The organism is Streptomyces sp. NPDC048002, assembly GCF_040653275.1.
GTDB lineage: Bacteria > Actinomycetota > Actinomycetes > Streptomycetales > Streptomycetaceae > Streptomyces.
In genome coordinates this window covers 26,388-51,770 of sequence record NZ_JBEZNL010000010.1, presented here as the reverse complement: position 1 = coordinate 51,770, position 25,383 = coordinate 26,388, and the positions used below count along the sequence as shown (strand labels likewise).

The 25,383-nt window shown below is 72.9% G+C and carries 27 protein-coding genes; 13 read left to right on the top strand and 14 right to left on the bottom strand.

The annotated features are described in order from the left end of the window. Positions 1-111: 111 nt before the first annotated feature. Positions 112-726, bottom strand: coding sequence for a TetR/AcrR family transcriptional regulator (locus tag AB0E07_RS15520; protein WP_362250939.1), 615 nt, complete (start codon positions 724-726; stop codon positions 112-114). Between the two features lie 215 nt (positions 727-941). Here AB0E07_RS15520 and AB0E07_RS15515 point away from each other — a divergent pair, with 215 nt between their 5' ends. Together AB0E07_RS15515 and AB0E07_RS15510 are read left to right on the top strand one after the other, a co-directional pair. After that, positions 942-1,778: a phosphatase PAP2 family protein gene (locus AB0E07_RS15515; protein WP_362250936.1), complete on the top strand. Its 837-nt coding sequence runs from the start codon at positions 942-944 to the stop codon at positions 1,776-1,778. Beyond that, complete coding sequence (locus tag AB0E07_RS15510; RefSeq protein ID WP_362250932.1) at positions 1,775-2,815, top strand: hypothetical protein; 1,041 nt, start codon at positions 1,775-1,777, stop codon at positions 2,813-2,815. Before AB0E07_RS15515 ends, AB0E07_RS15510 begins: the two co-directional genes overlap by 4 nt. Positions 2,816-2,911: 96 nt before the next feature. Here the strand turns inward: AB0E07_RS15510 and AB0E07_RS15505 are convergent, their stop codons facing one another. Further along, positions 2,912-4,963, bottom strand: coding sequence for a phosphocholine-specific phospholipase C (locus AB0E07_RS15505; RefSeq protein ID WP_362250929.1), 2,052 nt, complete (start codon positions 4,961-4,963; stop codon positions 2,912-2,914). Positions 4,964-5,236: 273 nt separating this feature from the next. On the opposite strand from AB0E07_RS15505, the gene AB0E07_RS15500 reads away from it, so the two are divergent. The 3 genes from AB0E07_RS15500 to AB0E07_RS15490 are packed head-to-tail and all read left to right on the top strand — an operon-like array spanning position 5,237 to position 7,370. Then, positions 5,237-6,298, top strand: a complete 1,062-nt coding sequence (locus AB0E07_RS15500) for an aromatic ring-hydroxylating dioxygenase subunit alpha (protein ID WP_362250926.1) — start codon at positions 5,237-5,239, stop codon at positions 6,296-6,298. Beyond that, positions 6,295-6,450 carry a hypothetical protein gene (locus tag AB0E07_RS15495; protein ID WP_362250923.1) on the top strand — a complete coding sequence of 52 codons (156 nt, stop codon included), beginning with the start codon at positions 6,295-6,297 and terminating at the stop codon, positions 6,448-6,450. The genes AB0E07_RS15500 and AB0E07_RS15495 overlap by 4 nt, the downstream gene beginning before the upstream one ends. Beyond that, a complete protein-coding gene (locus AB0E07_RS15490) occupies positions 6,447-7,370 on the top strand; it encodes a PDR/VanB family oxidoreductase (protein WP_362250920.1) in 924 nt (307 codons plus the stop codon). Before AB0E07_RS15495 ends, AB0E07_RS15490 begins: the two co-directional genes overlap by 4 nt. Here the strand turns inward: AB0E07_RS15490 and AB0E07_RS15485 are convergent. Continuing rightward, positions 7,321-8,136, bottom strand: coding sequence for an IclR family transcriptional regulator C-terminal domain-containing protein (locus AB0E07_RS15485; protein ID WP_362250917.1), 816 nt, complete (start codon positions 8,134-8,136; stop codon positions 7,321-7,323). The two genes, AB0E07_RS15490 and AB0E07_RS15485, sit on opposite strands and share 50 nt — an antisense overlap. A gap of 158 nt (positions 8,137-8,294) precedes the next feature. Between AB0E07_RS15485 and AB0E07_RS15480 the strand changes: the two genes are divergently transcribed. From AB0E07_RS15480 to AB0E07_RS15465, 4 genes are read left to right on the top strand one after another with little or no spacing between them, the layout of a single operon-like run. Further along, a complete protein-coding gene (locus AB0E07_RS15480; RefSeq protein ID WP_362250914.1) occupies positions 8,295-9,266 on the top strand; it encodes an ABC transporter substrate-binding protein in 972 nt (323 codons plus the stop codon). After that, positions 9,263-10,036 carry an ABC transporter permease gene (locus AB0E07_RS15475; protein ID WP_362250911.1) on the top strand — a complete coding sequence of 258 codons (774 nt, stop codon included), beginning with the start codon at positions 9,263-9,265 and terminating at the stop codon, positions 10,034-10,036. Before AB0E07_RS15480 ends, AB0E07_RS15475 begins: the two co-directional genes overlap by 4 nt. Continuing rightward, on the top strand, positions 10,033-10,812 hold the full coding sequence (locus AB0E07_RS15470; protein ID WP_362250908.1) for an ABC transporter permease subunit: 780 nt from the start codon (positions 10,033-10,035) through the stop codon (positions 10,810-10,812). Before AB0E07_RS15475 ends, AB0E07_RS15470 begins: the two co-directional genes overlap by 4 nt. Before the next feature lie 20 nt (positions 10,813-10,832). After that, the gene (locus tag AB0E07_RS15465; protein ID WP_362250905.1) at positions 10,833-11,636 is read left to right on the top strand and encodes an ABC transporter ATP-binding protein; all 804 of its coding nucleotides are present in this window, start codon (positions 10,833-10,835) and stop codon (positions 11,634-11,636) included. Between the two features lie 27 nt (positions 11,637-11,663). Here the strand turns inward: AB0E07_RS15465 and AB0E07_RS15460 are convergent, their stop codons facing one another. The 7 genes from AB0E07_RS15460 to AB0E07_RS15430 all read right to left on the bottom strand — a co-directional run bounded on the left by AB0E07_RS15460 (position 11,664) and on the right by AB0E07_RS15430 (position 18,205). Continuing rightward, positions 11,664-12,341: a GntR family transcriptional regulator gene (locus AB0E07_RS15460; protein ID WP_362250902.1), complete on the bottom strand. Its 678-nt coding sequence runs from the start codon at positions 12,339-12,341 to the stop codon at positions 11,664-11,666. Between the two features lie 185 nt (positions 12,342-12,526). Continuing rightward, positions 12,527-13,528, bottom strand: coding sequence for a proline racemase family protein (locus AB0E07_RS15455; protein WP_362250899.1), 1,002 nt, complete (start codon positions 13,526-13,528; stop codon positions 12,527-12,529). A 2-nt stretch (positions 13,529-13,530) separates the two neighbouring features. Beyond that, complete coding sequence (locus AB0E07_RS15450) at positions 13,531-14,430, bottom strand: dihydrodipicolinate synthase family protein (RefSeq protein WP_362250895.1); 900 nt, start codon at positions 14,428-14,430, stop codon at positions 13,531-13,533. An 80-nt stretch (positions 14,431-14,510) separates the two neighbouring features. Further along, positions 14,511-15,905: an FAD-dependent oxidoreductase gene (locus tag AB0E07_RS15445; protein ID WP_362250892.1), complete on the bottom strand. Its 1,395-nt coding sequence runs from the start codon at positions 15,903-15,905 to the stop codon at positions 14,511-14,513. After that, complete coding sequence (locus AB0E07_RS15440) at positions 15,898-16,200, bottom strand: (2Fe-2S)-binding protein (RefSeq protein ID WP_362250889.1); 303 nt, start codon at positions 16,198-16,200, stop codon at positions 15,898-15,900. The genes AB0E07_RS15445 and AB0E07_RS15440 overlap by 8 nt, the downstream gene beginning before the upstream one ends. Next, the gene (locus tag AB0E07_RS15435; protein WP_362250886.1) at positions 16,197-17,354 is read right to left on the bottom strand and encodes an FAD-binding oxidoreductase; all 1,158 of its coding nucleotides are present in this window, start codon (positions 17,352-17,354) and stop codon (positions 16,197-16,199) included. Before AB0E07_RS15435 ends, AB0E07_RS15440 begins: the two co-directional genes overlap by 4 nt. 179 nt (positions 17,355-17,533) lie before the next feature. Continuing rightward, positions 17,534-18,205, bottom strand: a complete 672-nt coding sequence (locus AB0E07_RS15430) for a hypothetical protein (RefSeq protein ID WP_362250883.1) — start codon at positions 18,203-18,205, stop codon at positions 17,534-17,536. Between the two features lie 223 nt (positions 18,206-18,428). Here AB0E07_RS15430 and AB0E07_RS15425 point away from each other — a divergent pair, with 223 nt between their 5' ends. From AB0E07_RS15425 to AB0E07_RS15415, 3 genes are all read left to right on the top strand, one after another. After that, entirely contained in the window at positions 18,429-19,079 is a 651-nt protein-coding gene (locus tag AB0E07_RS15425) for a helix-turn-helix domain-containing protein (protein ID WP_362250879.1), read from the top strand. A gap of 32 nt (positions 19,080-19,111) precedes the next feature. Next, on the top strand, positions 19,112-19,642 hold the full coding sequence (locus AB0E07_RS15420; protein WP_362251383.1) for a toxin-antitoxin system, toxin component: 531 nt from the start codon (positions 19,112-19,114) through the stop codon (positions 19,640-19,642). A gap of 141 nt (positions 19,643-19,783) precedes the next feature. Beyond that, positions 19,784-20,020, top strand: coding sequence for a hypothetical protein (locus AB0E07_RS15415; protein ID WP_362250876.1), 237 nt, complete (start codon positions 19,784-19,786; stop codon positions 20,018-20,020). 27 nt (positions 20,021-20,047) lie between these two features. Here AB0E07_RS15415 and AB0E07_RS15410 read toward each other — a convergent pair whose 3' ends face one another. Together AB0E07_RS15410 and AB0E07_RS15405 are read right to left on the bottom strand one after the other, a co-directional pair. Further along, positions 20,048-20,728 carry a 4'-phosphopantetheinyl transferase superfamily protein gene (locus tag AB0E07_RS15410; protein ID WP_362250873.1) on the bottom strand — a complete coding sequence of 227 codons (681 nt, stop codon included), beginning with the start codon at positions 20,726-20,728 and terminating at the stop codon, positions 20,048-20,050. Between the two features lie 5 nt (positions 20,729-20,733). Next, complete coding sequence (locus AB0E07_RS15405; protein WP_362250871.1) at positions 20,734-21,585, bottom strand: metallophosphoesterase; 852 nt, start codon at positions 21,583-21,585, stop codon at positions 20,734-20,736. A gap of 301 nt (positions 21,586-21,886) precedes the next feature. On the opposite strand from AB0E07_RS15405, the gene AB0E07_RS15400 reads away from it, so the two are divergent. Then, positions 21,887-23,041, top strand: coding sequence for an ATP-grasp domain-containing protein (locus tag AB0E07_RS15400; RefSeq protein WP_362250868.1), 1,155 nt, complete (start codon positions 21,887-21,889; stop codon positions 23,039-23,041). A 35-nt stretch (positions 23,042-23,076) separates the two neighbouring features. Here AB0E07_RS15400 and AB0E07_RS15395 read toward each other — a convergent pair whose 3' ends face one another. After that, positions 23,077-23,958 carry a sulfotransferase gene (locus tag AB0E07_RS15395; protein WP_362250865.1) on the bottom strand — a complete coding sequence of 294 codons (882 nt, stop codon included), beginning with the start codon at positions 23,956-23,958 and terminating at the stop codon, positions 23,077-23,079. Between the two features lie 172 nt (positions 23,959-24,130). Continuing rightward, the gene (locus AB0E07_RS15390; RefSeq protein ID WP_362250862.1) at positions 24,131-25,381 is read right to left on the bottom strand and encodes an alpha-L-fucosidase; all 1,251 of its coding nucleotides are present in this window, start codon (positions 25,379-25,381) and stop codon (positions 24,131-24,133) included. Between the last annotated feature and the right edge of the window lie 2 nt (positions 25,382-25,383).

Genomic DNA, 25,383 nt, shown 5'->3' with positions numbered 1-25,383 from the left:
TCTCCGCTCAAGAGGGACCCCACCCGGCCGGGGGGTGCGCGCCGCCCCCGTCCCCACGGTGCGGCGCGAGCAGGTCACCGTCCAGTCATCCCGTGGACGGCGGCCTGGGTTCTAGGTCAGGCCCAGTGCGGGCAGTACGGCCGCCTCGACGAAGCGCAGCAGGTAGTCGGGGTCGGCGAACTCGCCCTCCAGCACGGGCCGCGCGCGCAGCACGCCGAAGATCTGCGCGGCGATGTACGGCAGCGCGGGATGGTCGGCGGCGACCTCGCCGCGTTCGACCCCGCGCTGGATGATCTTCCGGAGCGCGGCCAGTTCCGGTTCGACCAGCGCCTCGCGCAGGGCCCGCTGGAGTTCGGGGTCCTGGGTGACCGCGTGCCCGAAGGCCTGGAGCAGGATCGTGGTGTCGCCGGACCAGTCCCCGGCCGACCGGCCGGCCGCGCGCAGGTCCCCCGCGAGCGTGCCGGTGTCGATCCCGGCGAAGCGCGGGCTGCGGCTGGAGCGCAGGGCCGCCGCGACGAACTGGGGCTTGGTCTTCCACTGCCGGTAGAGCGTGGACTTGCTGCACCGCGTGCTGGCGGCGATGCCCTCCATGGTGACGGCGTCGTAGCCGCACTCGCGGATCTGGTCGAGGACGGCGTCGAAGAACTCCTTCTCACGCTCGGGCGTGATCTTGGAGCGGCGCGAGGCGGTGACCGTCTCCGGTCCGTCCGCGGCCTGCGACGTCATCGGCTCTTCTCCTCGCTCGGTGGTTCCCGGTGTGGCGCACGTCTATCGGTACACCAGTGTACCGGTACCCGACCGTATCGGTACACTGCCGTATCGGTACAGTGTCGTTTCGGTACTTACCCGTATCGATGAGTTCGGCGCGTCCGCGGAGTCACCAGCCCCGCGGGCCGCCGTCCGCACCACCCAAGCAGCACCGTCAGCGAAAGGGCCGGGGGATGAATGCCCGCACCGAGCCTGCACCGGCCGAGCCGGACGTCACCGCGCGTCCACCGCTCGTCCGTGAGCTCCTCCTCGTCGTAGGACTCTTCCTCGTCTACAAGTTCGGCCGGCAGCTGGCCACGGGCCACACCGGCGAGGCCTTCCGCAACGCGCGGCAGGTCTGGGACCTGGAGCGGGCGGTCCACCTGCCCGGCGAGGGCGCGGTGCAGTCGGTGCTGCTGCACGGCGACGGCCTGGTCGAGGCCGCGAACACCTACTACGCGACCGTCCACTTCCCGGCCACCGTGGCCTTCCTGGTCTGGCTCTACCTGCGCCGCCCCGCGCACTACGTGTGGGCGCGCCGGGTGCTGGCCGCCGTCACCGCGGTCGCCCTGGCCGGTCATCTGCTCTTCCCCCTCGCGCCGCCGCGGATGCTCGCCGCGACCGGTCTGGTCGACACCGCCCGGGTGTACGGCCCCTCCGTGTACGGCCCGCCGGCCGAGGACCACCTGTCGAACCAGTTCGCCGCGATGCCCTCGCTGCACTTCGGCTGGGCGCTGATGGTGGCGGTCGGCCTGATCGTCGCCACCCGGTCGCGGTGGCGCGTGCTGTGGCTGCTGCACCCGCTGGTGACCCTGCTGGTGATCGTGGGGACCGCCAACCACTACTGGCTCGACGCGATCGTGGCGGCCGCCCTGCTCGGCCTCGCGCTCGCCCTCATCCGCCCCCGGACTCCGTCCGGGGGGACCCCCGTCTCGCCGCGCTCGCCGCACCGCACCAGGACCACCGCGGGACGCGGCACGGAACACCTCGTACCGGCGGAAGAACCGTCTCTCGTGGGAGCTGGCCGATGAACGCCACACTGCTCGCGGTAGTGCTGTCCCTCTTCTCGGCCGTCGCCTACGCGGCCGCCGCGGTCGCCCAGGAGCGGCTCGCCTCCCGGGCCGCGGGCTCGGGCATCCTCCGGCTGATGTGCTCCGGCGCCTGGTGGGCCTCGGTCGGGCTCAACGGCTCCGCCGCGCTGCTGCACGTGGTGGCCCTGAAGTACGGGCCGCTCACCGTGGTCCAGCCGCTGGGCGCGCTGACCCTGGTCGCGGCCGTGCCGCTCGGCGCGCGGGTCGCGGGCCGGAAGGTCACCGCGACGGAGTGGCGGGGCACCGCGCTCACCCTGGCCGGACTGGCCGCGATCCTGGTCACCGCGTCCGGGCCCGCCCCGGACACCGTCCTCAGCACCCCCGAGGCGCTCGGCGTGGCCGGCGCCACGGCCGCCCTGATCGGCCTGCTGGCCCGCCCCGGCACCCGCCCGGGGCTGCGGCACGCGACCGCGTCCGGCTTCGCCTCCGGGGTCGCCTCGGCGCTCACCCAGACCGTCACGGTGGCCGCCACTGACCGCTCGGGCCCGCTGCTCAGCGTGCAGGTGGCCGGTGTGGCCCTGCTGGTCGCGGCCTTCGCGGTCGGTGGTCTGCTGCTCTCCCAGACCGCCTACCGCGACGGCCTGGACGCCCCGCTCGCGGTGGTGACCCTGACCAACCCGGTCGCCGCCGCGCTGATCGGCCTGGTCCTGCTGGGCGAGCGGCTCCAGGGCGGCGCGGCCGGCGTGCTGCTCGCCCTGGCCGGCGCGGGCCTGGCGGCCCGGGGCGTACTCCTGCTGACCCGGGTGACACCGCACCCGGCCGCCGACGAGGCCCGTGCGGCGGTGGACGAGGAACACCCCGTGGCCGCGGTGCTGGCCCTGGAGCCGGGCACGGCCTCGCTCGAACCGGCACTGCGGCCGGGCGGCGCCGCGGTCGACCCGGTGTTCGTCGCGGGCATCCCGGGTATCCCGGGCGTCACGGTCGAAGCCGTGCCGGCACCCAGGCGGCCGGAACCGGGGCAGCTCACCGCGCTGTGAGCCGCACGGCTCCCGGCACCCCCTCCTCGTACGCGTGCCGACGCCCCGGCTTCCCGAAGCCGGGGCGTCGCGCGTCAACGGGTCCCGCCGCCCGGTCTACTCGACGATCAGCGCCGGGTCGCTCACCCCGGGGCAGCCGTTCTCGACGTGGCCGGCGAACCTGCGCAGGAACGCCGGATCGGCGTCGCAGGTGACGGTCAGGTCGTACCAGCGGCGGCTCGCCGCGAGATCGACGGTGTGCCGGACCGTGGTGCCGGGGCGCACGGTGAAGGTGCGGGGGCGCCCGCCGTAGCCGCCGGTGACCTTCAGCCGGAGGCTCGACGGTCCCCCGTTGGTGAACGTGAGCCGCACGTCGTCCCCCGTGTGCCGGGCGGTGACCTCCGGTCCGGCCGCCCGGTTCGAGCCCTTGAAGACCCGCAGGAAGCCGTTCGGGCCGTGCACGGTCAGGTCGTACGAGCCGCCCGAGTAGACCGAGTTCCAGGTGTCGGCGAGGCTCTTGCCGGCCTCGGTGGTGTACGTCCAGGGCCCGTCGGTGCGGTTGCCGGAGGTGACCAGGAACGCCGCGCCCGCCTCGGCCCCGGAGGCGAAGGTCAGCGTGAACCGGCCGGCCGCCGCGTCCACCGAGCCGTCCACGGACGGGGCGTACTTCAGCGGACGGGCCCGGCGCGGACCGCGCTCCTGGCGGGGCATGTCCGGGTCGGCCGGCGGGGTCGGCCGGTAGTCGGGGTGCCGTTCGCGGTCCTGCGGCTCGTACTCGTCCGTCTCCGGCAGGGCGGCCGGGCGGCTGTCGCGGCGGGAGAAGTCGAAGGCCGAGGTGAGGTCGCCGCAGACGGTCCGCCGCCACGGGGAGATGTTGGTCTCCTCGACACCGAAGCGGCGCTCCATGAACCGGAGGATCGAGGTGTGGTCGAGGGTCTCGGAGCAGACGTAGCCGCCCTTGCTCCACGGCGAGACGACCAGCATCGGCACCCGCGGACCGAGCCCGTAGGCGCCCGCCGGACGACGGCTGTCGCCCGGGTGGACGTCCAGCGAGACGTCGACGGTCGACTTGCCGCGGGAGGCGTCCTTCGGCGGCAGCGGCGGCACCAGGTGGTCGAAGAAGCCGTCGTTCTCGTCGTACGTGATGAACAGCGCCGTCCGCGACCAGACCTCCGGGTTGGAGGTGAGCGCGTCCAGCACCTGGGAGATGTACCAGGCGCCGTAGTTGGAGGGCCAGTTGGAGTGCTCGGAGAACGCCTCGGGGGCGGCGATCCAGGAGATCTGCGGCAGCGTCCCGGCCTTGACGTCGGCCCTGAGCCGGTCGAAGTAGCCGTCGCCGTTCTTGACGTCGGTGCCGGTGCGGGCCTTGTCGTACCAGGGCTCACCGGGCTGGGCGTTGCGGTACTTGTTGAAGTACAGCAGGGAGTTGTCGCCGTAGTTGCCCCGGTAGGCGTCGGAGATCCAGCCCCAGGAGCCGGCCGCGTCCAGGCCGTCGCCGATGTCCTGGTAGATCTTCCAGGAGACCCCGGCCGCCTCCAGGCGCTCCGGGTAGGTCGTCCAGTCGTAGCCCAGTTCGTCGTTGCCGAGGACCGGTCCGCCGCCGCGCCCGTCGTTGCCGGTGTGTCCGCTCCACATGTAGTAGCGGTTGGGGTCGGTGGAACCGATGAACGAGCAGTGGTAGGCGTCGCAGATGGTGAAGGCGTCGGCGAGGGCGTAGTGGAAGGGGATGTCCTCGCGGTCGAGGTAGGCCATGGTGGTGGTGCCCTTGGCGGGGATCCACCGGTCGTACTTGCCGCCGTTGTAGGCCTGCTGGCCGTCGGTCCAGCCGTGCGGCAGGCCCTCCAGGAACTGCATGCCGAGGTCGTCGGCGGTGGGGTGGAAGGGCAGCAGGTCCTTGGTGCCGTCCGACTGGTGCCACACCGGTTTGCCGCTGTCCAGGGTCACCGGGTGGGGGTCGCCGAACCCGCGGACGCCTCGCAGCTTGCCGAAGTAGTGGTCGAAGGACCGGTTCTCCTGCATCAGGACGACGATGTGCTCGACGTCCTCGATCGAGCCCGTGCGGTGGTTCGCGGGGAGCGCGGCGGCCCGCTCGATGCTGGCGGACAGCGCGGTGAACGCCGCGGTGGCGCCGCTGAGCTGGAGGAACCTGCGCCGGTTGACATCGGGCATGACGAAGTGACCTCTCGTTCTGGGTGAGGGTGACCGGACGGGGTCATGACGAAACGCGCGCGCAAGGAGTGTTCCAGGAGCACGAAACGTCAGGGAAGGGTGCGGTGGCCCCTGTCTGAAGGTCGGGGATACGCCGGGTACGGTCCCCGACCGCGTCCCCACCGGGCGCTTCCGTCAGACGGAAACCCCTCTCCCGGGCTGCCCCGTGCCCGCCCATGATGACGCCCACGCGGGACAGGCAAGGACGCCACCGCGAGCCGAGGGAGCCGCCGTATGCCGCACATCACCGCCTTCGCCAGGAACCAGTGGTACGTCGCCGCCTACCGTCACGAGGTCGGGCGGGAGTTGCTCGGGCGGACGGTGCTCGGGGAGCCGCTGGTGTTCTACCGGACCGAGGAGGGCGGGGTCGTCGCCCTGCACGACCGCTGTGTGCACCGGCGGTATCCGCTGTCGCACAGCGGGCTCGACGGGGACCGGATCGTCTGCGGGTACCACGGGTTCACGTACGACACGACGGGCGCGTGCGTCGGTGTGCCGGGGCAGCGGCGGATACCGCGCACCGCGCGCGTCGCCGCCTACCCGGTCGTCGAGGTGGACTCGCTGGTGTGGGTGTGGATCGGTGACCCGGTACTGGCCGACGCGGGGGCCGTCCCGCGGGCCCCGCACCTGGACGCCCCCGGCTGGACGACCGTCCGGGGCATGGAGCCCATCGACTGCGACTACGGGCTCCTGGTGGACAACCTGCTCGACCTGTCCCACGAGACGTATCTGCACGGCGGGTACATCGGCACGCCCGAGGTCGCCGAGACGCCGATCACCACGGAGGTCGACGAGGGCGCCGGGATCGTACGGGTCAGCCGGCACATGGACGACGCGGAGTGCCCGCCGTTCTACGCCGAATCCACCGGAATCCGGGGTCGGATCACGCGCTGGCAGGACATCGAGTACCACGCGCCCTGCCTCTACGTGCTGCACAGCCGGGTCGCTCCGGTCGGCGTCCTGCCGGAGGCGGACGGCAGCGATCCCGGCGGGTTCCACACCGAGGTCACGTACGCCATCACCCCGTCCGGCGACGGCCAGGTGTACGACTTCTGGGCCGTGTCCCGGGACTGGGCGACGGACGACGCCGAGGTGACCGAGTTCCTGCGCGGCAACAACCACACGGTCGTCATGCAGGACGTCACCGCGCTCAACCTCCTCCAGCGGACCCTCGGTATCGAGCGGCACGGCTACCAGGAACTCAGCATCAACATCGACACCGGCGGCCTGGCCGCCCGGCGGATCCTCGCGCGGCTGGTCGAGGAGGGCGGCAAGCCCGTGGAGCGGGTGCTGTGACGACGCCGGCCGGGGAGGTCTACCGCGTCGACTGGCTGCCGGGCACCGATGTGCTGCACGGCACCTGCCACTGCGGCGCCGAACACACCGCGGAGGATCCGGTGGAGCTGTGGGAGTGGATGCTCGGGCATCCCGAGGGGCACGCGTCATGACCGAACTCGTCGTGCAGCGGCGGAAGTCGGTCGCCGACGGAGTGCTCGAACTGACCCTTCGGGATCCGGGCGGCGAGCCCCTGCCGGAATGGACACCCGGGGCGCACATCGACCTTCTGCTCGCGCCCGGACTGGAGCGTCAGTACTCCCTGTGCGGCGACCCGGCCGACCGCGGCTCCTGGCGGGTCGCGGTGCTGCGGGAACCCGGCGGACGAGGCGGATCCGCCTTCGTGCACGAGGAGTTGAGGGAGGGCGACAGGGTCGGGGCGCGCGGTCCGCGCAACCACTTCCCGCTGCGGCCGGCGCCCCGGTACCGCTTCGTCGCGGGCGGCATCGGCATCACCCCGATCCTGCCCATGCTCGCCGCGGCCGAGGCGGCAGGCGCCGAGTGGACGCTGCTGTACGGCGGGCGCACCCGGGCCTCGATGGCCTACGTCGAGGAGCTCCGCCGCTACGGCGACCGGGTCGTCCTCGCTCCGCAGGACGAGTGCGGACTGCTGGACGTGGCGGGGGTGTTCGACGGGTCGGGCGCGGGCGCGCTCGTGTACTGCTGCGGTCCCGGGCCGCTCCTGGACGCGGTCCAGGCCCTCGCCCCGGCCGGGGTGCTGCACGTCGAGCGGTTCCGGCCCGAGGAGCAACAGGGCCGCAAGGACGGTGAGTTCGAGGTGGTGCTCGCGCGGAGCGGGCGTTCCCTCACCGTCCCGGCGGGCCGTTCCGTGCTCGACACCGTGCGCGCCGCCGGGGTCGAGGTGCTGTACTCCTGCGCGGAGGGGACCTGCGGCACCTGCGAGACGGACGTGGTCGAGGGGGTGCCCGACCACCGGGACTCGGTGCTCGGCGAGGCCGAGCGCGCCGCCGGGGAGACCATGCTCATCTGTGTGTCCCGGTGCCGGGGGAAGCGGCTCGTCCTGGATCTGTGATCCGCAGGTCGGCCTCGATCCGGGCGACCGCCTCCAGCAGCGGCGGCAGCAGGTCGCGGCGGACCGACTCCAGGGAGTTGCGACCGGCGTGCACCGCGATGTTCACGGCCGCCGTCACCTCGCCGCCCCGGTCCCGCACCGGGGCGGCGACCGACCTCAGCCCGACTTCCAGTTCCTGGTCGACGATCGCGTATCCCTGGCGGCGCACCCGGCGCAGTTCGGCGCGGAGGGCGTCCGGGTCGACGAGGGTGCGCGGGGTCAGCGGACCGAGGTCGGCGCGGGCCAGCCGGGCGTCGATCTCCCGGTCCGTGAGGTGCGCGAGGATCACCCGGCCGACCGAGGTGACATGGGCCGGGAAGCGGGTACCGACGGTGATGGCGGCGGTCATGATGCGGCTGGTCGGCACCCGGGCCACGTAGACGATGTCGTCGCCGTCCAGCACGCACAGCGAGGACGACTCCCGCACCGCGCCGACGAGTTGCTCCAGATGCGGCAGGGCCAGTTCGGGCAGGGTGAAGCTGGCGAGGTAGGAGTAGCCCAGCTCCAGTACGCGCGGAGTGAGCCGGAACCGGCGTGCGTCCTGGTGGACGTAGCCGAGGTCGACGAGGGTGAGCAGCAGCCGGCGCGCGGCGGCGCGGGTCAGTCCGCAGTCGCGGGCGACCTCGCTGAGCGTCCGGGCCGGGTGCTCGGCGTCGAAGGAGCGGATGACGGCGAGGCCGTGCGCGAAGGAGTTCACGAAGTGGCGTCCGCGGTCCGGTTCGGGCATGATCCCCTCCTGATGTGTCAACAATTTTGTCAGCGAAGTGCGCGAGAGTTCTTGACCTGACCCGTTGAGAGTTCTACCTTCCCGCTGAGCACGCTTGAGCACTACTGTGCGGTCTGCGCACAGCCTGTCGGAACACCGTTGTCTGCACAGGAGGAGTCATGCGTCGTCTGCTCGCCGCTGTCGCGGCCGGCACATTCCTGTTCGCCCTGGCGGCCTGTGGCTCGTCCGACGACGGCGGTTCGTCGGACGGCGAGGGCTCCTCGGGAGACGTCACGACCGTCACCGTGGGACTCATCCCCATCGTCGACGTGGCGCCGGTCTATCTAGGGCAGGAGAAGGGCTTCTACGAAAAGCACGGCCTGGAACTGAAGTTGACGACCGCTCAGGGCGGGGCGGCGATCGTGCCGGCCGTCGTCAGCGGCCAGTACCAGTTCGGGTTCAGCAACATGACCTCGCTGATGATCGCGCAGTCGAGCGACGTGCCGGTGCGGGCCATCGCCAACGGCATCGCCTCGACGGGCGAGGAGGGCAAGGACTTCGGGGCCCTGACCGTCAAGGCGGGCAGCGCGCTGAAGTCGCCCAAGGACCTGGAGGGCAGGAAGGTCGCCGTCAACACCCTGAAGAACATCAACGAGACGGCGGTCCGCGAGTCGGTGCGCAAGGCGGGCGGCGATCCGGACGAGGTGCAGTTCGTCGAGCTGGCCTTCGACCAGATGCCGGCGGCCCTGGACTCCGGCCGGATCGACGCGGCCATGGTCGTCGAGCCGGCCCTCGCCACCGTCAAGAGCCAGGGCGGCACCGAACTCGCCTCGTCCCTGGTGGACGTCGCCCCGAACCTGACCGTGGCGATGTACTTCACCTCGGCGCGGTACGCCGAGGAGAACCCCGAACTGGTGAAGAGGTTCCAGGAGGCCACCGCCGAGTCCCTCGCCTACGCCGACGCCCACCCCGACGAGGTCCGCCAGATCGTCACGACGTACACCAAGATCCCGCCCGCGGTGCTGGAACAGGTGACGCTGCCCAAGTGGCCGGCCGAGGCCGACCGCGCCTCCATCGAGAAGCTGATGCAACTCGGCGAGCAGGACGGTCTGTTCAAGAAGACCCCGGACCTGGACCAGCTGCTGCCGTGAAGGGCCTGAACGCGCTGCTCGGTGCGGCCGGGCTCGCGGTCTTCCTCGCCCTCGGCGAGGTCGTGCCGCGGCTCGGCCTGGTCAAGGAGGCGTACTTTCCGCCGACCAGCCGGATCCTCGACGCCTTCGCCGCCGAACTCGCCGACTCCGCCTTCTGGTCGGCGCTCGGCGACACCCTCACCGGCTGGGCCCTGGGGCTCTGCCTCGCCTCCGGTGCCGGGATCGTGGCCGGCGTGGCGATCTCGGTGGTGCCGTATCTGCGCGAGGCGACCGCCTCCACCATCGAGTTCCTGCGCCCGATCCCCTCGGTCGCCCTGATCCCGCTCGCGGTCCTGCTCTACGGCACCGAACTCCGCTCGGTTCTCCTGCTGGTGGTGTACGCCGCGTTCTGGCAGGTGCTGATCCAGGTCCTGTACGGCGTGCGGGACGTCGACCCGGTCGCCGAGGAGACGGCGCGGTCGTACGGCCTCGGCGCCTGGGCGCGGGTCCGGTACGTGCTGTGGCCGACCGCCCTGCCGTACGTCATGACCGGGGTCCGGCTGGCCGCCGCAGTGGCCCTGATCCTCGCCGTCACCGCCGAACTCGTCATCGGCGCGCCGGGGTTGGGCGCGCGCATCGCCGTGGCGCAGAACTCCCAGGCGGTGCCGGAGATGTACGCGCTGATCGTGGTGACCGGGCTGCTGGGGCTGCTGATCAACGTCGGCGCGCGGGCCGTGGAGCGGCGGGCGCTGGCCTGGCACCAGTCGGTGCGCGGGGAGGTGGCGGTGTGAGGACGTTCCTCGCCCGGATCGCGTTCGCGCTGGCCCTTCCGGCCGTGCTGGTGGGCCTGTGGTGGGTGGCGTCCGACGACAGTACGGACGTGTACTGGCCGCCGCTGCGCACGATCCTGGAGACCTTCCCCGACGTCTGGACCGGGGCCCGTTTCCGGGACGACGTCCTGCCCAGCGTCCTGAGGCTGGCCGGCGGTTACGCGCTGGCGGCCGTGGTGGGCGTGGGACTCGGCGTCGTCATCGGCTCCTACCGGCGGGTGCGGGCGGTGTGCGAGCCGGTGCTGGAGTTCCTGCGGGCGGTGCCCCCGCCGGTGCTGGTGCCGGTCATCATGCTGTTCGCGGGCATCGGCGACACCATGAAGATCACGGTGATCGCCGCCGGGTGCGTGTGGCCGGTCCTCCTCAACACCGTCGAGGGCGTCCGCGCGGTCGACGCGGTGATGGCGCAGACGGCCCGCAGCTACGGCATCACCGGCCCGGCCCGGCTGCGGTACGTGGTGCTGCCCTCGGCGAGCCCGCAGATCTTCGCGGGCCTGCGCCAGGCCCTGTCCATCGGGATCATCCTGATGGTCATCAGCGAGATGTTCGCCGCCAGCAACGGTCTGGGCTTCACCATCGTGCAGTTCCAGCGCAGTTTCGCGATCCCCGACATGTGGACCGGCATCCTGCTGCTCGGGCTGCTCGGCTTCGCGCTGTCGGTCGTCTTCCAACTCGTCGAACGGCGCGTCCTGGCCTGGTACCACGGCCTGCGCGCGGCCACCCGGCGGTCCCCGTGAACCTGCTGAAAGGGCAACCCATGCTCGACGTGCGCGGCCTGAGGAAGGTGTACGAGGGATCGGGACGGCGGGTGGAGGCGGTGCGCGATCTGACCTTCACCGTCGACCCCGGCGAACTGGTCTGTCTCGTCGGCCCGTCCGGCTGCGGCAAGACCACCCTGCTGAAGTGCATGAGCGGGCTGCTCGCGCCGTCGGGCGGCGAAGTCCTGCTGGAGGGGCGGAAGGTGACCGGGCCACCGCCCGGCATGGCCTTCGTCTTTCAGGAGTACGGGCGCAGCCTGTTCCCCTGGATGCGGGTCGGCCAGAACGTCGAACTCCCCCTGAAGCAGAAGAACCTGCCCAAGGAGCGGCGAAGGGAACTGGTGCGGGACGCGCTGGAGTCCGTCGGCCTCTCCGACGCCTTCGGCGCCTACCCCTGGCAGTTGTCCGGCGGAATGCAGCAGCGGGTCGCCATCGCCCGCGCCCTGGCCTACGAGCCCCGGGTGCTGCTGATGGACGAGCCGTTCGCCGCGGTCGACTCGCAGACCCGCGCCGACCTGGAGGACCTGGTGCGGCGGCTGTGGCGGCTGCGGGGGATCACGATCCTGTTCGTCACGCACGACATCGACGAGGCCGTCTACCTCGGCGAGCGCGTCGTCGTCCTGTCCGCCTCCCCCACGGTCGTCCAGGAGCAGTTGAAGATCGATCTGCCGGACGAGCGGGACCAGTTGCACACCCGGGTCGCCCCGCGCTTCGCGGAGCTGCGCACCCATGTGTACGAGCAGATCCAGGCGGCGAAGCGGGGCACGGCGGTCGCGAAGGAGGACGCGCCGCCCCGGCGGTGATCCGGGCCGACGACGGTGCCCGGAGGGCTACTTGGCCGCCCACAGCCCGCGGACGTGGCCGAGGTGCCGGGTCATGACCTCCCGCACGGCCTCCTCGTCGCGGGTCAGGAGCGCGTCGAGGAGTTCCAGGTGCTCCTCGGCGGAGGCCGTCAGCCGGCCGGCCTTCACCAGTGCGGTGAGCCCGTAGAGGCGGGACCGGCCCCGCAGGTCGGCGACGACCGTCACGAGGTGCGCGTTGCCGGCCAGGGCGAGCAGCCCGAGGTGGAAGCGGGTGTCGGCCTCGACGTAGGCGATGAGGTCGCCCGCCTCCGCGGCCCGGACGATCTCGCGGGCGGCGGGCCGCAGCGCCTCCAGCGAGACCGGGTCGGCGGTCCCGGCGAGGGCGACCACCGTGGGGATCTCCACGAGCGCACGGATGTGGGTGTATTCGTCCAGCTGCTTCTCGGAGACCGCGGTGACCCGGAAGCCCTTGTTGGGCACGGTGTCGACCAGGCCCTCCTTGGACAGGTCCAGCATGGCCTCGCGCACCGGGGTCGCCGAGACGCCGAAGCGGGCGGCCAGGGTGGGCGCGGAGTACACCTCGCCCGGCAGGAGTTCACCGGCGATCAGTGCGGCCCGCAGCGCGTCGGCGACCCCCTCGCGGTAGCTGCGCTTCTTGCCGCCCAGCGTGGGCAGGGAGGGGGCGCCGGCGGGCTGGGGGGCCATGGGGGTGTCTCCTAGGGGATGCGAGGTCCGCGGGAATTCACGGTCACGCGGAATGCCAAGTCGCGCGGGAATGCCAAGTCGCGCGGGAATGCCATGTCACGCCGGAATGCGAAGTCACGCCGGAATGCAATGTCACGCGTCACCGGTCATTATCCCCGTCTCCGCGCCCGGCCCGGCGGCGCCCGTCACAGGACGAACCCGGCCGGGAACGGGTCGTCGGGGTCGAGCAGGTACTGGGCGGTGCCGGTGATCCAGGCGCGGCCGGTGAAGCTGGGCAGCACCGCGGGACGCCCGGCCACCTCGGTGGTGCCGAGCAGCCGCCCGGTGAACCGGGTGCCTATGAAGGACTCGTTGACGAACTCGGTGTGCAGGGGGAGTTCGCCGCGCGCGTGCAGCTGCGCCATGCGGGCGCTGGTGCCGGTGCCGCAGGGCGAGCGGTCGAACCAGCCGGGGTGGATGACCATCGCGTGCCGGGAGTGGCGGGCGGTGGCGCCCGGCGCGTACAGGTGGACGTGGTGGCAGCCCCGGATGGAGGGGTCCTCGGGGTGCACCGGCTCGGCCTCGGCGTTGACGGCCTCCATCAGGGAGAGGCCGGCCTTGAGGATGTCGTCCTTGTGGGCGCGGTCGAAGGGCAGGCCGAACGCGTCGAGCGGGAGGACGGCGTAGAAGTTGCCGCCGTAGGCCAGGTCGTAGGTGACCGTGCGTCCGTCGGCCAGGGTGATCCGCCGGTCAAGGGCGACGGCGAAGGAGGGCACGTTCCGCAGGGTGACCGCCTTCGCGGCGCCGTCCTCCACGGCGACCTCGGCGACGACCGGGCCGGCCGGGGTGTCGAGGCGGATCGTGGTGACGGGCTCGACGACCTCGACCATGCCGGTCTCCACCAGCACGGTCGCCACGCCGATCGTGCCGTGGCCGCACATCGGCAGATAGCCGGAGACCTCGATGTAGAGGACGCCCCAGTCGCAGTCGGGGCGGGTGGAGGGCTGGAGGATCGCGCCGCTCATCGCCGCGTGGCCGCGCGGCTCGTTCATCAGCAGCTGTTTCACGGGGTCGCGGTGCTCCCGGAAGTACAGCCGGCGTTCGTTCATGGTGGCGCCGGGGATGGTGCCGATCCCGCCGGTGACGACCCGGGTGGGCATGCCCTCGGTGTGGGAGTCGACGGCGTGCAGGACGATGCGGCTGCGCATGGTCACCGGTCCGTTCCGGCCGCCAGGGCCCGTTCCGTGGCGGCGCGGACGGCGGCCTGCTGCCCGGGCAGCAGCGGGACCCGGGGCGGGCGCACCGGGCCGCCGTACCGTCCCACGAGGTCCATGGAGAACTTGATCGCCTGCACGAACTCGACCCGGGAGTCCCAGCGCAGCAGCGGGTGCAGGCACGCGTACAGCTCCTTGGCGGTGGCCAGGTCACCGGCGACGGCCGCCCGGTACAGCCGCACCGTGGCCTGCGGCAGCGCGTTCGGGAAGCCGGCCACCCAGCCCTTGGCGCCGGCCAGCGCCAGCTCCAGCAGGACGTCGTCGGCGCCGATCAACAGGTCGAGTTCCGGGGCGAGTTCCGCGAGCCGGTAGGCGCGGCGGACGTCGCCGGAGAACTCCTTGACCGCCTGCACGTGCCCCTCGGCGTGGAGTTCGGCGAGGAGTTCGGGGACGAGGTCGACCTTGGTGTCGATGGGGTTGTTGTAGGCCACGACCGGCAGACCCGCCTTGGCGACCTCCGCGTAGTGGGCGAGCACCGAACGCTCGTCGGCGCGGTAGGCGTTGGGCGGCAGCAGCATCACGGAGGCGCAGCCCGCGTCGCGGGCCTGATCGGCCCAGCGCCGGGCCTCGGCGGAGCCGTAGGCGGCGACTCCGGGCATGACCCGGTCGCCGCCGACGGCGCCGACGGCGGTCTCGACGACCCTGGCGCGCTCCTCGGGGGTGAGGACCTGGTACTCGCCGAGCGAGCCGTTCGGGACCACGCCGTCGCAGCCGTTGGCGACCAGCCAGGCGCAGTGTTCGGCGTACCGGGCGTGGTCGACGGTGAGGTCGTCGTTGAGCGGGAGGGCGGTGGCGACGAGGACGCCGTGCCAGGGACGGTGGTCGGTGCCGGTCATACGGTCTCCCTGTGTGGGGTGTGACATGTCACTGTGGTCGCGAGGACGGGGGGCCGGCGGGTCTGGCCGGTGCCTCGGGTTCAGTCGTCGTGCTCCCCCGCCCGCGCCAGTACGCCGAGCGGCACGGGCCGGGCGAGCGGTCGTCGGTGCGGGGTGGGCGGGCATCCGGTGAGTCCCTCGACCCCGGGTGCGCACATCCGCCCCTGGCACCAGCCCATCCCGGCCCGGGTCAGCAGTTTCACGGTGCGCGCGTCGCCGGCCCCGAGTTCTACGACGGCCGTGCGGACCGCCCCGGCGGACACTTCCTCGCAGCGGCAGACGACGGTGTCGTCGGTAACCTGCTCGGTCCAGTGGGCGGGCGGTGCGCAGACCTCGTCGAGCGCGGCGAAGAAGGCCCGCAGCCGGGTCCGGGTCCGGGCGGCCCCTGCCCAGGCGGCGGGGTCGGGAGCGGTGCCGTGCAGCCGGGCGGCGGCGGACCGGCCCGCGATGTGTCCCTCGGCGAGGGAGAGCGCGGCGCCGCCGATGCCGGTGGTCTCCCCCGCCGCCCAGACCAGCGGGACGTCGGTGCGCTGTTCGTCGTCGACGTGGACGCCGGGTCCGTCGAGGCGGCAGCCGAGGGTCTCGGCGAGGTCGGTGTGCGGGAGCATGCCGTGGCCGACGGCGAGCGTGTCGCAGGGGATCCGGCGTGCGGTGCCGGGCCCGACCCGCCCGGCGCGGTCCAGCGCGGCGACCGTCACCGCCGTGAGCCGCTCGGTGCCGTGCGCCTCGACGACGGTGTGCCGGGCGAGGACGCGGACCCGGTGCCGCAGCAGGCGGGCCGCGTACCCGGCGCCTTCCAGGGCCTTGCCGGGTGCGGCGGCCAGGGCCCGGGAGCGGCGGACGAACGCCGCCGGGTCGGAGGACTCCACGAGCGCAGCGACCTCCATACCGGCCGTGGCCAGCCCGGTCGCCACGGGCAGCAGCAGCGGTCCGGTGCCCGCCACGACCGCGGTACGGCCGGAGACCGCGAGGCCGCCCTTGAGCATGGCCTGGGCGCCGCCCGCGGTGACCACGCCGGGCAGGGTCCAGCCGGGGAAGGGCAGCACCTTCTCGTAGCCGCCGGTGGCCAGGAGCACGGCGTCGGCGCGCGCTTCGGCGGGGTCCTCCTGCGCGGGACCGCGTAGGGCGTGCACGGTGAACCCGGCACGGTGGCGGTCGACGAGCCAGACGTGGTGGTCCGCCAGGTGCGTCACCGTGCCCGCCTCCTCCTGGGCGCGCAGGCCGTCGCGCAGTCGCTCCCAGGTGGGCCACTGGTGGTGCAGGGCCCGCGGTCGTCGGGCGCGCAGTGCGGGCGCGGGCTGCCGGTAGAACTGGCCGCCCGGCGCGGGTGCGGCGTCGATCAGGGTGACCCGTACGCCGCGGGCGGCGGCCGCGAGGGTGGCGGCGAGCCCGGCGGGGCCCGCGCCGATCACGGCGAGGCGGGGGTGTTCAGTCATCGTGGCCCGTCCCCTCCTGGGTGCGGATGGTGTCGCCGGGGCGCAGCGGGACGAGGCAGGCGCGCTGGTTGGGCCGGTCGTTGACGGTGACGAGGCAGTCGAAGCAGACGCCGATGCCGCAGAAGACGCCCCGGGGGCGGCCCGCGCCGCGGGTGGCGCGCCAGGAGGTGATGCCGGCCGCCCAGAGCGCGGCGGCCACCGTACGCCCCGGCAGGACCTCGATCTCGCGGCCGTCGAGGGTGACCGTGAAGGCGGGGCCGGGTCGGGCGTCGGCCAGGTCCAGGGGGTCTCTCACAGGGCCTCCTCGGGGGCGGGGAAGCGGTCCGGACGGAAGGGGGACAGGCTCAGGTCGGGGGTGGCACCGGTCAGCGCCTGGGCGATGAGGTGTCCGGTCCCGGTGGCCAGGCCGATGCCCGCGCCCTCGTGGCCGCAGGCGTGGTGCAGACCGGGCACCCGGGGGTCGGGGCCGACGGCGGGGAGGTGGTCGGGCAGGTACGGGCGGAAGCCGACGTACGAGCGCAGCGCGCGGACGTCCGCGAGGAACGGGAACAGTCGGGTGGCGCCGGCCGCCAGGGCGCGTACGACGGGCAGCGAGAAGGAGCGGTCGAAGCCAACGCGTTCCCGGCTGGCGCCGATCAGCACCGGCCCGGCGGCGGTGCCCTCCACGACCGGAGAGGTCTGGAGGGCGGCCGAGTCGCTGGCGACGTCGGCCACGTAGTCGGCCGCGTACACCTTGTGGTGGATCAGGCGCGGCAGGGGCTCGGTGACCAGGACGAAGCCCCGGCGCGGGAGCACGGGCAGCGGGGCGCCGGCGAGGCCGGCGAGTTCGCCGCCCCAGGTCCCGGCGGCGTTGACGACGGCCGGGGCGTGGATGTCGCCCCGGTCGGTGCGGACTCCGCGCACCGCGCCGTCGGGGGTGCGCGGCAGGGCGGTCACGGTCCGTCCGGTGAGCAGGCGGGCGCCGGAGGCGCGCAGCAGGTGGGCGGCGGCGAGGGCCGGCATGACCTGGGAGTCCTGCGGGTAGTGCAGCGCGCCGGGCAGGCCCGGGGCGAGCCGGGGTTCGAGGGTGTACAGGGCGTCCGGGCCGACGGGGTCGGCGACGACTCCCGCGGCCCGCTGGCCGTCGGCGAGGCGCTCCAGCGCGGTGAGTCCCTCGGCGGAGGAGGCCACGACGACACCGCCCTTGGCCTCGTACTCCACCGACGCGCCCAGTTCCTCGGCGAGTTCGGCCCACAGGCGGGCCGAGAGCAGCGCCAGGTCCAGTTCGGGGCCGGGTACCTTGTCGGAGACCAGGAGGTTGCCCTCCCCGGCGCCGGTCGTGCCGCCGGCCACCGGTCCGCGGTCGACGACCACGACGTCCAGGCCGGCCCGGGTGGCGTACAGGGCGCAGGCCGCGCCCACCATCCCGGCTCCGACGACCACGACATCGCAGGTCAGTCCCTTGGTCACGGCAGTACTATGTCACATGGCTCTCTTGCTGGGAATGCCACCGCGCGGGTGGGAACCGGGGCGGGAAGCGCGGGCCGCTGTCGTCAGGAGCGGGGCGGGGAGGCGGAGTTGACCGGGCCCGGAGGCGCCCGGGGGGACTGACGAGGCGCCGTCGGCGACCTGAACGCCGACGGTGCCCGTCAGGCCTCGGAGGCGGGCACCACGCTCAGATGGGCCGCCGTGCGGCGCGGACGCCCAGGGCGGCGCGCGGGGTGTGCCGCGCGACGCGCGTCACGCAGAACCAGGGTCAGCCGGGTGCAGCCCATGTCCCGCAGCACGCCGGGCGTCTCGTCGACGATCCGGCAGTCGGTGGCGCCCCAGCGCGGGTCGGGGTGGAGCAGCGGGCGCACGGCGCCGTCGGGTGCGAGGGCCTGCTCGCCGACCGTGCGGATCCAGTGCGGCAGGCCGTGCCGGTAGGCCGCTTCCATGATCGGGTCCTGGGCGATGTCCCGGCGGATGGCCTGGAGGCCGTGGTCGTGACCGTGGCGCTCCACGGCGGCCGCGAAGTTCCCCAGCATCGGCAGGCACCAGCTCGACTCGTGGTCGCCGAGCACGCTGCCGGCATCGGGGTGGAACAGCACGAACCGGAGGAAGTTGTCACCGGGCATGGCCGTGGGATGCGGTCCGACGCCGCGGAAAAGTGACGCGAAAGCGGTGTTGGCGAGGACGACGTCCCAGCGCCGGTCGAGGACGACGGAGGGGAAGGAGACGGCTTCCAGGAGACTGGCGTAGTCCTGGAGGTAGGCCTGGGCCTCGGGAGTCTCGGCGACGGGCCGCGGTGCCGATCGCTGCCCTCCTGCCTGATATGCCATCGGGAGGTCACCCCTCTTGCCTGTGCGGCCTTGACGCGGCGCCCCGATCCTGGTGCCCCGACGCGAGCGGTGTCAACTATCGTGGCATTCCATGCCGGTTGACGGCTGAAATTGGCCACAGTTGTGGCGAGACCTGGATGTGAGTTCGAACCACCCGCTACTCTCCGGGAAGTTCACCGCGATCGCTGGTGAGAAATCGTGAAGAGACGTAGGAGTTCTGTCGGTGACGGTTGGCTTCGGGGGTCCGGGCGCCACGGGGACGGCGGCACTGCCGGCCGTCGTCGCTCGCGTGACCGCACTCGCCGACCGGCTGGGCGTACCGCACACCGAGGTCTTCCACACCGTCCGGCTGTCCGTCGCCTCCGGTGTCCCCGAGCCCGTGGTCAAGGCGCTGCTGTGCGGCCGCCCCGCGGGCGAGCCCGATGTCCAGGCCCGCTTCCTGCAACGTCTGGACCTGCTGCGCCGCACCCGGCTCAAGCCCAACGGCCGCAAGTACACCCAGCAGGAGATCGCCGACGGCGCCGGCATGTCCCGGCAGCAGGCGGGCGCCCTCATCAACGGGGACCGGCGCCCCACCATGGAGCACTGCGACGCCATCCAGCGCTTCTTCCGGGTGCACGCGGGTTTTCTCACCGCCGAGGACCCCGAGGCGCTGGCGGGCGCCCTCCAGCGCACCGAACAGGAACTCCTCCAGCAGCTCGCCGAGCGGGAGGCGGCGGTGCCCGCCGAGGATCCGCTGGAGCGGCTGTTGCAGGACCACGGCGTGCGGGGGATCGCCTGGCGGGCCGCGCAGCTGCCCACCGACCAGCACCGCGACAAGGTCGCCGAATGGCTGGACATGCTCCTGGAGAGCGTCAAGCGGCCCGAGTCGTGACCCGGGGGAGGACCGTGGGCATCCGTAGGGACATGCACCGCCTGTGCGGCGAGCTGGTCGGCGAGCTGGAACTGCCCGCTCCGGCGCACCCGGCGGACCTGTACGCCGCGCTGTGCGCGGCGATGGCCAGGCGCCGCGGCCGCCCGGTCCGCTTCCGTACCGCCGCCTTCCCGCCCGGCACCGCGAGCGGTCTGTGGCTGGACATGGCGGACCAGGACCTCGTGGTCATCGAGGAACGCACCGCGCCCGACCACCAGTTGGTGATCCTCGGTCACGAGCTGTGGCACATGAAGGCCGGGCACCACGGGCACCACGTGGAGGGCGCCGCCGTCGCGGCCCGGCTGCTCCAGGACGAGGCCCAGCTGGAGGCGACGGTGCGGCAGGTGGCGGCGCGCAGCCGCTTCGACCTGACCGACGAACAGGAGGCGGAGAGCTTCGGGCTGCTGCTGGCCAGCAAGTGCCGCACCTGGCTCGCCGGTTCCTCGCTGCGCGGGCCGGTCCAGAAGGACCATCTGGCCGGCCGTATCGAGGCGTCGCTGGGGTATCGCGGACCGCAGGGCTGACGGCGGCTCCCGCGCCGAACTGCGCTGAGCGGGCGAACCGCGGGGTGCTCCGGACCCGATTGTCAGTGGTGGGCGGCAAGCTGGTGGTGCGCCCTGTTCCGCGGGGCGGGAGACGACGCCGACTTCGGGGAGAGCCGACCGATGCCCACCGCCGTACTGACCGACCGCGAACGCGTCGCCGTGCAGGCGTACCTGCGGCTGCTGCACACCGTGCGGGCGGCCTTCGACACCGCCGGGGGCGCGCCGGGCGGCGGCCGGCCTCCCGTGGTGCCGCCCGGGGTGCTGGCGGAGGCGGAGCGCGCCCTGGCGGACGCCGGACTCACCGGCAACGAGGAGGAGTTCTTCCGCCTGCTCCACAGCTGGTGCCCGGAGCCATGAGCGGCCTGTCTCCGCCCCGGTGAGGGCTCAGTCGTGCGGTACCGCCACCGCCGTGGCGACCAGGCCGTGCTCGACCGTCCAGCGGCCCTCGAAGGCTCCGACGCGACGGCCGCGGACCAGGGGGCCGGGGACGAGGAGCGTGGCGGTGAAGCCGCCGCCGGGGCGTCCGCCGGGGTCGGCGAAGAGGTCGATGTCGGCCTCGGTGAAGTCCAGCCACCGGCCGGTGAGGGGGAACCACGCCTTGTAGACGGACTCCTTGGCGCTGAACAGCAGCCGGTCCCAGCGGATCTCCGGCCGTTCGCCGGCCAGCCGGCCGACCCGCAGGGCCTCTCCCGGCAGGGCGACGGCGGCCAGCACCCCGGCCGGCAGCGGTTCGTCGGGTTCGGCGTCGATACCGAGGGAGGCCAGGTCGCCGGCGCGCACCAGGGCGGCGGCGCAGTAGCCCTCGCAGTGGGTCATGCTGCCGGTCAGGCCGTCCGGCCAGCGCGGGGCGCCCCGGTCTCCGGGCAGCAGCGGCTGCGGCGGCACGCCGAGCTTCTCCATGGCGCGCCGGGCACAGCCGCGGACGGCGGCGAACTCACGGCGGCGCTTGTCCACCGCGCGCGCGACGACGGCCGCCTCCTCGGGGTACAGCGCGGCGCTGCCGTCGCCCTCGTCGCCGTACGCCTCCACGGTCACCACCGCGTCCGGCAGCAGTTCCTCGATCAAGAGGCTCAGACCTCCCTGGGCAGGATGCGGCGCAGCCGTCCCGGCGGGTCCGGGCGTTTGCGCCACTCGCGTGGGTAGCCGACCGACACCTCCTCGAACCGGACGCCGTCGTGCCAGGTGGTCCGCGGAATGTGCAGGTGGCCGTAGACCATGGTCTCCACCCGGAAGCGGCGATGCCAGTCCGCCGTCAGTCCGGTGCCGCACCACATGGCGAACTCCGGGTGCCAGAGGATCTCCATCGGGTGCCGGTCGAGCGGGTAGTGGTTGACGAGGACGGTGGGCAGGTCCCCGGGCAGCGCGGCGAGGCGCCGCTCGGTCTCGGCGACCCGGGCCCGGCACCATGCCTCGCGGCTCGGGTACGGGTCGGGGTGCAGCAGGTACTCGTCGTTGCAGACGATGCCGGTGCCCTGCGCGTACCGCAGGCCCTCCTCCTTGGTCGCGCAGCCCTGCGGCAGGAAGGAGTAGTCGTAGAGCAGGAAGAGCGGGGCCACCGCGACCGGGCCGCCCGGTCCCTCCCAGAGCGGGTAGGGGTCCTCGGGGGTGGTCACGCCGAGTTCCCGGCACAGGGCGACCAGGTACTCGTAGCGGGCCACGCCGCGCAGGGTCACCGCGTCCCGCGGGTGGGTCCACAGTTCGTGGTTGCCCGGGGCCCAGATCACCTTGCTGAAGCGTCCGGCCAGCGTGTGCAGGGCCCATCGGATGTCGGCCACGGTCTCCGCGACGTCGCCGGCCACCAGCAGCCAGTCGTCGTCGGTCTCCGGGCGCATCTTCTCGACTAAGGAACGGTTCTCTTCGTAGCCGATGTGCAGGTCACTGATGGCCAGCAGCTGTCCGGCACCGCCGACCGTCGACGCCACCTCTCGCCCCCTCCGCGCGTAGAAAGCACCACGAGAACACATTCGCGGTTCGGGTACAAGGCGGGTTCCCGCCCGCGACGGCCGTGTCGGGGCGCGACTACGGTGTCCCTTGATCCAGCCGGGCCCGATCGGAAAATCCGTAACACGCACGTTGCACGCGGGGCCTCCGCCAAGCCGTATGATCGCCCCAACACCACCGCCATGAACTTCCCTTCGCACGGGGCGGTTTGGTGTACCTCCAACCTCCCTGGCCGGGCACGGCCTGCTTCGCCGTGCCCGCGAACCCCGAAAGGCGGCCTGCATGGTCTCTCGCGTACGCGTCTGGCTCAACCGCACGTACGCGGAGAACGTGTTCTTCATGGATCAGCTGCGGCGAAATCCCAGCGACCGGGCCGTCGAGATCCATGCCACGCACGGTGACGCGGACTCCCCCGTGCTGGCCGCCGCCGACACCGCCGATCTGGAGCCGGAGGGTCTGTCCCCCGCCGCGTACGTGGAGTACGCGCTGGACCAGTGCGCCCGGCGCGGGATCGACGTGTTCGTGCCGCGGCTGCACCAGGCCGCGGTGGTGGCCCACCGGGCCGAGTTCGAGGCGGCGGGTACGGCGCTGCTGGCGCCGCCGCCGGAGGCCGTGGCCGTCTTCCACGACAAGGTGATCGCCTACGAGGCGGTGCAGGCGATCGGTGTCCCGGTGCCGCCGTGGTGGCGGGTGCGCGGCGCCGACGAACTGGTGGCCGCGGTGGAGGAGCTGGAGGCGGCCGGGCACCGGGCCTGCTTCAAGCCGGCCTCCGGGGCGGGCGGGGTGGGCTTCCGTGTGATCACCCGCACCCCGTTCTCGCTGATGCACCTCAACGGCTTCCCGAGCCCGTACGTCCCGCTGGACCTGGTACTGGAGGCCCTGGCGCACTCCGAGGAGCAGGTGGACTGGCTGGTGATGCCGCGGCTGGAGCAGCCGGAGGTGTCGGTGGACTGCCTCACCGGCCCGGACAACCGGATCCGGATGGCGGTGGGCCGCACCAAGAACGGCCGCCGTCGCGGGTTCACCCTGCACGAGCAGTGGCTGGAGCCGGCGCGGGCGGTCGCCGAGGGCTTCGGGCTGCACTACCTGTCCAACATCCAGTTCCGGATGTTCGGCGACCGGCCGGTGCTGATGGACGTCAACACGCGTCCGGCGGGCGGACTGCACCAGCTGTCGCTGTGCGGGATCAACGCTCCCTGGGCGGCCGTGCAGCTGGCGCTCGGCGAGGACCCGGGGCACATCGACCCGCCGTTCCTCGGCCAGGACTACACCGTGGTGTCCGGCCCCCGGCCGCTGCGCGGGGTGTCCCTGCCGCAGCAGCGCGCCGAGGAACCCCAGCAGGCACTGCCCGCCGTACCGGCTCCGGCCGAGGCCGCGGAGGCGGCGGAGGCCGTCGGCGCGGTGGAGACCCGGGCGGGTCAGGCACTGCCGCTGTAGGGGTCCAGCCGTCGATCGTGACCGGCGTGGGGGTGCTAGACCTCGTACCCCCACGCCGTGGCGATCTCCCGCAGTCGCGGGGGCAGTTCGGCGGTGGGGTCGGCGGTGCGGGCCGGCTGGATGCGGCCCGACTTGATGGTGCTGCTCCAGTCGCCCAGTTGGGGGCGGAAGGTGCCGTGGTCCTTGCTGCCGTAGTCGAGCATGCCGGGCTCCCAGTCGACGCCCAGGTAGGCGCAGAGGGCGCGGGTGGCCCGCTCCGGCTCCGCCGTCAGCTCCTCGTAGGTCATCACGTGGGCGTCGAGCGTCCGGCGGGCCTCCTCCAGCTTCTCGGAGTAGTTGAGCACTTCGGCCAGGATCTCCGCGTGGTCGGGGTCCTTGCGGCGGTCGGTGAGGGACGCGATGATCGCGCCCGGGTGACGCAGCAGCAGGATGTACCGGGCGTCGGGCCAACATCGGTGCAGCCGGGGCCAGACGAGCGTGTTCGGCGGGGTCTTGTCGACGATGACGTCCTTGCCGCTGCGGGTCAGCTCCAGATGCATGACCCGGTCCCACAGCAGGTGTTCCAGCTCGGTCCGGTCCAACTCCAGCGCCTTCATGGCGTCGGGGGTGAACCCGCGGCTCAACTGGACGTGGACCGTGCGCAGATGCATCTCGTGCGGAGCGCGGATCCGGCTGTGGCTGTTCAGCAGCACCCGCAGCAGGGTGGAGCCGGAGCGCACCGAGGACAGGACGAACACCGGTGACTCCACCAGGCGCGGGGCGCGCGGCGCCACGTACGCGGGCTTGGCGGGCTCGGCCGCGGCCCGGGGCGCGGGGACGGCGTCCAGGGTGCGGCGGGGCGGGCTCACCGCCTGGATCATCAGCCTGCCCCTGCGCCTGAGCCCCTTGCCGATCACCGACTTGCGCGAGTCTCCCACCGCCACACCTCTCTCTTGCGCCTTCGTGGGCGCATCACAGAGGCACCAGGCGAACTCCAGGTGTCGGCGAGGGAAAGAGCGATGGCCACGGAAGTCTCGATTCCGGCCGTGACCAGGCGTTTTACCGCTTCCTTAAATCTTTCTGGGAGTTTCGCGGAAAACCCCGCCCCGGTCAGGACCGTCCGGATCCCCGGTACACCCGGAGCTCCTGGTCCAGTTCGACCGCGAGGACGGTCGCGCAGGGGTCGAGATCGGCGGCGGCCGGCGGGTCGATCCAGAGCACGCCGGGGGTCTCGTGCAGGCCGCCGACGATCCGGTGGGGCAGTTCCCGCCCGCTGCCGACGACGGTCACCCGGCGCACCCCGCCGATGAGTCCGCGTACCCCGATCTCGGCGCGCGGGGCGTCGAACAGGATCAGGTACAGGGTGCGCCGGTCCGCCGAGAGGGTGCTCGGCCCGTAGTGGTGTCCTGCGGGCATCCCGCGTCCGGTGCCGTGGACGGCGTCGGAGTGCCGGGCGATCCAGGCGCCGAGCCCTTCCAGCCGCTCGACCTGCTCCTCGGGGACGGTGCCGTCGGCGCGGGGGCCGACGTCCAGGAGGAGGTTGCCGCCCCCACCGATCGTCTCGGTGAAGTAGCGGATCAGCTGGTCGACCGACTTGTGGTGGTGGTCGTGGGGCTGGAAACCCCAGGAGTCGTTGACCGTCAGGCACAGCTCCCAGGGGCCCTCCGGCGGCACCACGGGGGCGCCCTGCTCGGGGGTCGCGTAGTCGCCCTCGCCGAGCATGCGGGCGTTGAGGACGACGTCCGGGACCTCGGAGCGGATCAGCGCGGCCAGGTCGGCGATCCGCCACTGCTCCTCGTCGCGCTCCCACTCCCCGTCGAACCAGAGCAGGTCCGGCCGGTAGCGGGCGGTGAGTTCGCGGATCTGGCCGTCGCGGTAGGCGAGGTACCGCTCCCAGGCGGCGGGGTCCTCGGCGCCCGCCGCGGCCTGTGCGTAGGGGCTGTCCTCCCAGTCCAGGAACGGTCCGGGCCGGCGGACGGAGGCGTAGTCGGGGTGGCTCCAGTCGGAGTGCGAGTAGTACAGGCCGACCTTCAGTCCCCGCTCGCGCAGCGCGTCGGCGTATCCGGCGATCAGGTCGCGGCCGGTGTTCAGCTCCCCGTGCGCGGAGTCCCACAGGGCCACTCCGTCGTGGTGGCGGCTGGTGAGGACGGCGTATCCGGCGCCGGCGCGGGCGAACAGGTCGGCCCAGGCGCGGGGGTCGTAGCGGTCGGCGGTGAAGCGGCCGAGCTGCGCCATGTACCGGTCGTAGGGGACGCGGCCGTCGTAGAAGGACCAGGACTCCGCGACGCCGTCCACGGCGTAGATCCCCCAGTGGACGAAGATCCCCAGCTTGGCCTCGGTGAACCAGGGCTGTATCGGCATGG

Coding starts and splice junctions, on each gene's coding strand:
- AB0E07_RS15520 (WP_362250939.1), bottom strand. CDS start 726: ATGACGTCGCAGGCCGCGGACGGACCGGAGACGGTCACCGCCTCGCGC.
- AB0E07_RS15515 (WP_362250936.1), top strand. CDS start 942: ATGAATGCCCGCACCGAGCCTGCACCGGCCGAGCCGGACGTCACCGCG.
- AB0E07_RS15510 (WP_362250932.1), top strand. CDS start 1,775: ATGAACGCCACACTGCTCGCGGTAGTGCTGTCCCTCTTCTCGGCCGTC.
- AB0E07_RS15505 (WP_362250929.1), bottom strand. CDS start 4,963: ATGCCCGATGTCAACCGGCGCAGGTTCCTCCAGCTCAGCGGCGCCACC.
- AB0E07_RS15500 (WP_362250926.1), top strand. CDS start 5,237: ATGCCGCACATCACCGCCTTCGCCAGGAACCAGTGGTACGTCGCCGCC.
- AB0E07_RS15490 (WP_362250920.1), top strand. CDS start 6,447: ATGACCGAACTCGTCGTGCAGCGGCGGAAGTCGGTCGCCGACGGAGTG.
- AB0E07_RS15485 (WP_362250917.1), bottom strand. CDS start 8,136: ATGCCCGAACCGGACCGCGGACGCCACTTCGTGAACTCCTTCGCGCAC.
- AB0E07_RS15480 (WP_362250914.1), top strand. CDS start 8,295: ATGCGTCGTCTGCTCGCCGCTGTCGCGGCCGGCACATTCCTGTTCGCC.
- AB0E07_RS15465 (WP_362250905.1), top strand. CDS start 10,833: ATGCTCGACGTGCGCGGCCTGAGGAAGGTGTACGAGGGATCGGGACGG.
- AB0E07_RS15460 (WP_362250902.1), bottom strand. CDS start 12,341: ATGGCCCCCCAGCCCGCCGGCGCCCCCTCCCTGCCCACGCTGGGCGGC.
- AB0E07_RS15455 (WP_362250899.1), bottom strand. CDS start 13,528: ATGCGCAGCCGCATCGTCCTGCACGCCGTCGACTCCCACACCGAGGGC.
- AB0E07_RS15450 (WP_362250895.1), bottom strand. CDS start 14,430: ATGACCGGCACCGACCACCGTCCCTGGCACGGCGTCCTCGTCGCCACC.
- AB0E07_RS15445 (WP_362250892.1), bottom strand. CDS start 15,905: ATGACTGAACACCCCCGCCTCGCCGTGATCGGCGCGGGCCCCGCCGGG.
- AB0E07_RS15430 (WP_362250883.1), bottom strand. CDS start 18,205: ATGGCATATCAGGCAGGAGGGCAGCGATCGGCACCGCGGCCCGTCGCC.
- AB0E07_RS15420 (WP_362251383.1), top strand. CDS start 19,112: ATGCACCGCCTGTGCGGCGAGCTGGTCGGCGAGCTGGAACTGCCCGCT.
- AB0E07_RS15415 (WP_362250876.1), top strand. CDS start 19,784: ATGCCCACCGCCGTACTGACCGACCGCGAACGCGTCGCCGTGCAGGCG.
- AB0E07_RS15400 (WP_362250868.1), top strand. CDS start 21,887: ATGGTCTCTCGCGTACGCGTCTGGCTCAACCGCACGTACGCGGAGAAC.
- AB0E07_RS15390 (WP_362250862.1), bottom strand. CDS start 25,381: ATGCCGATACAGCCCTGGTTCACCGAGGCCAAGCTGGGGATCTTCGTC.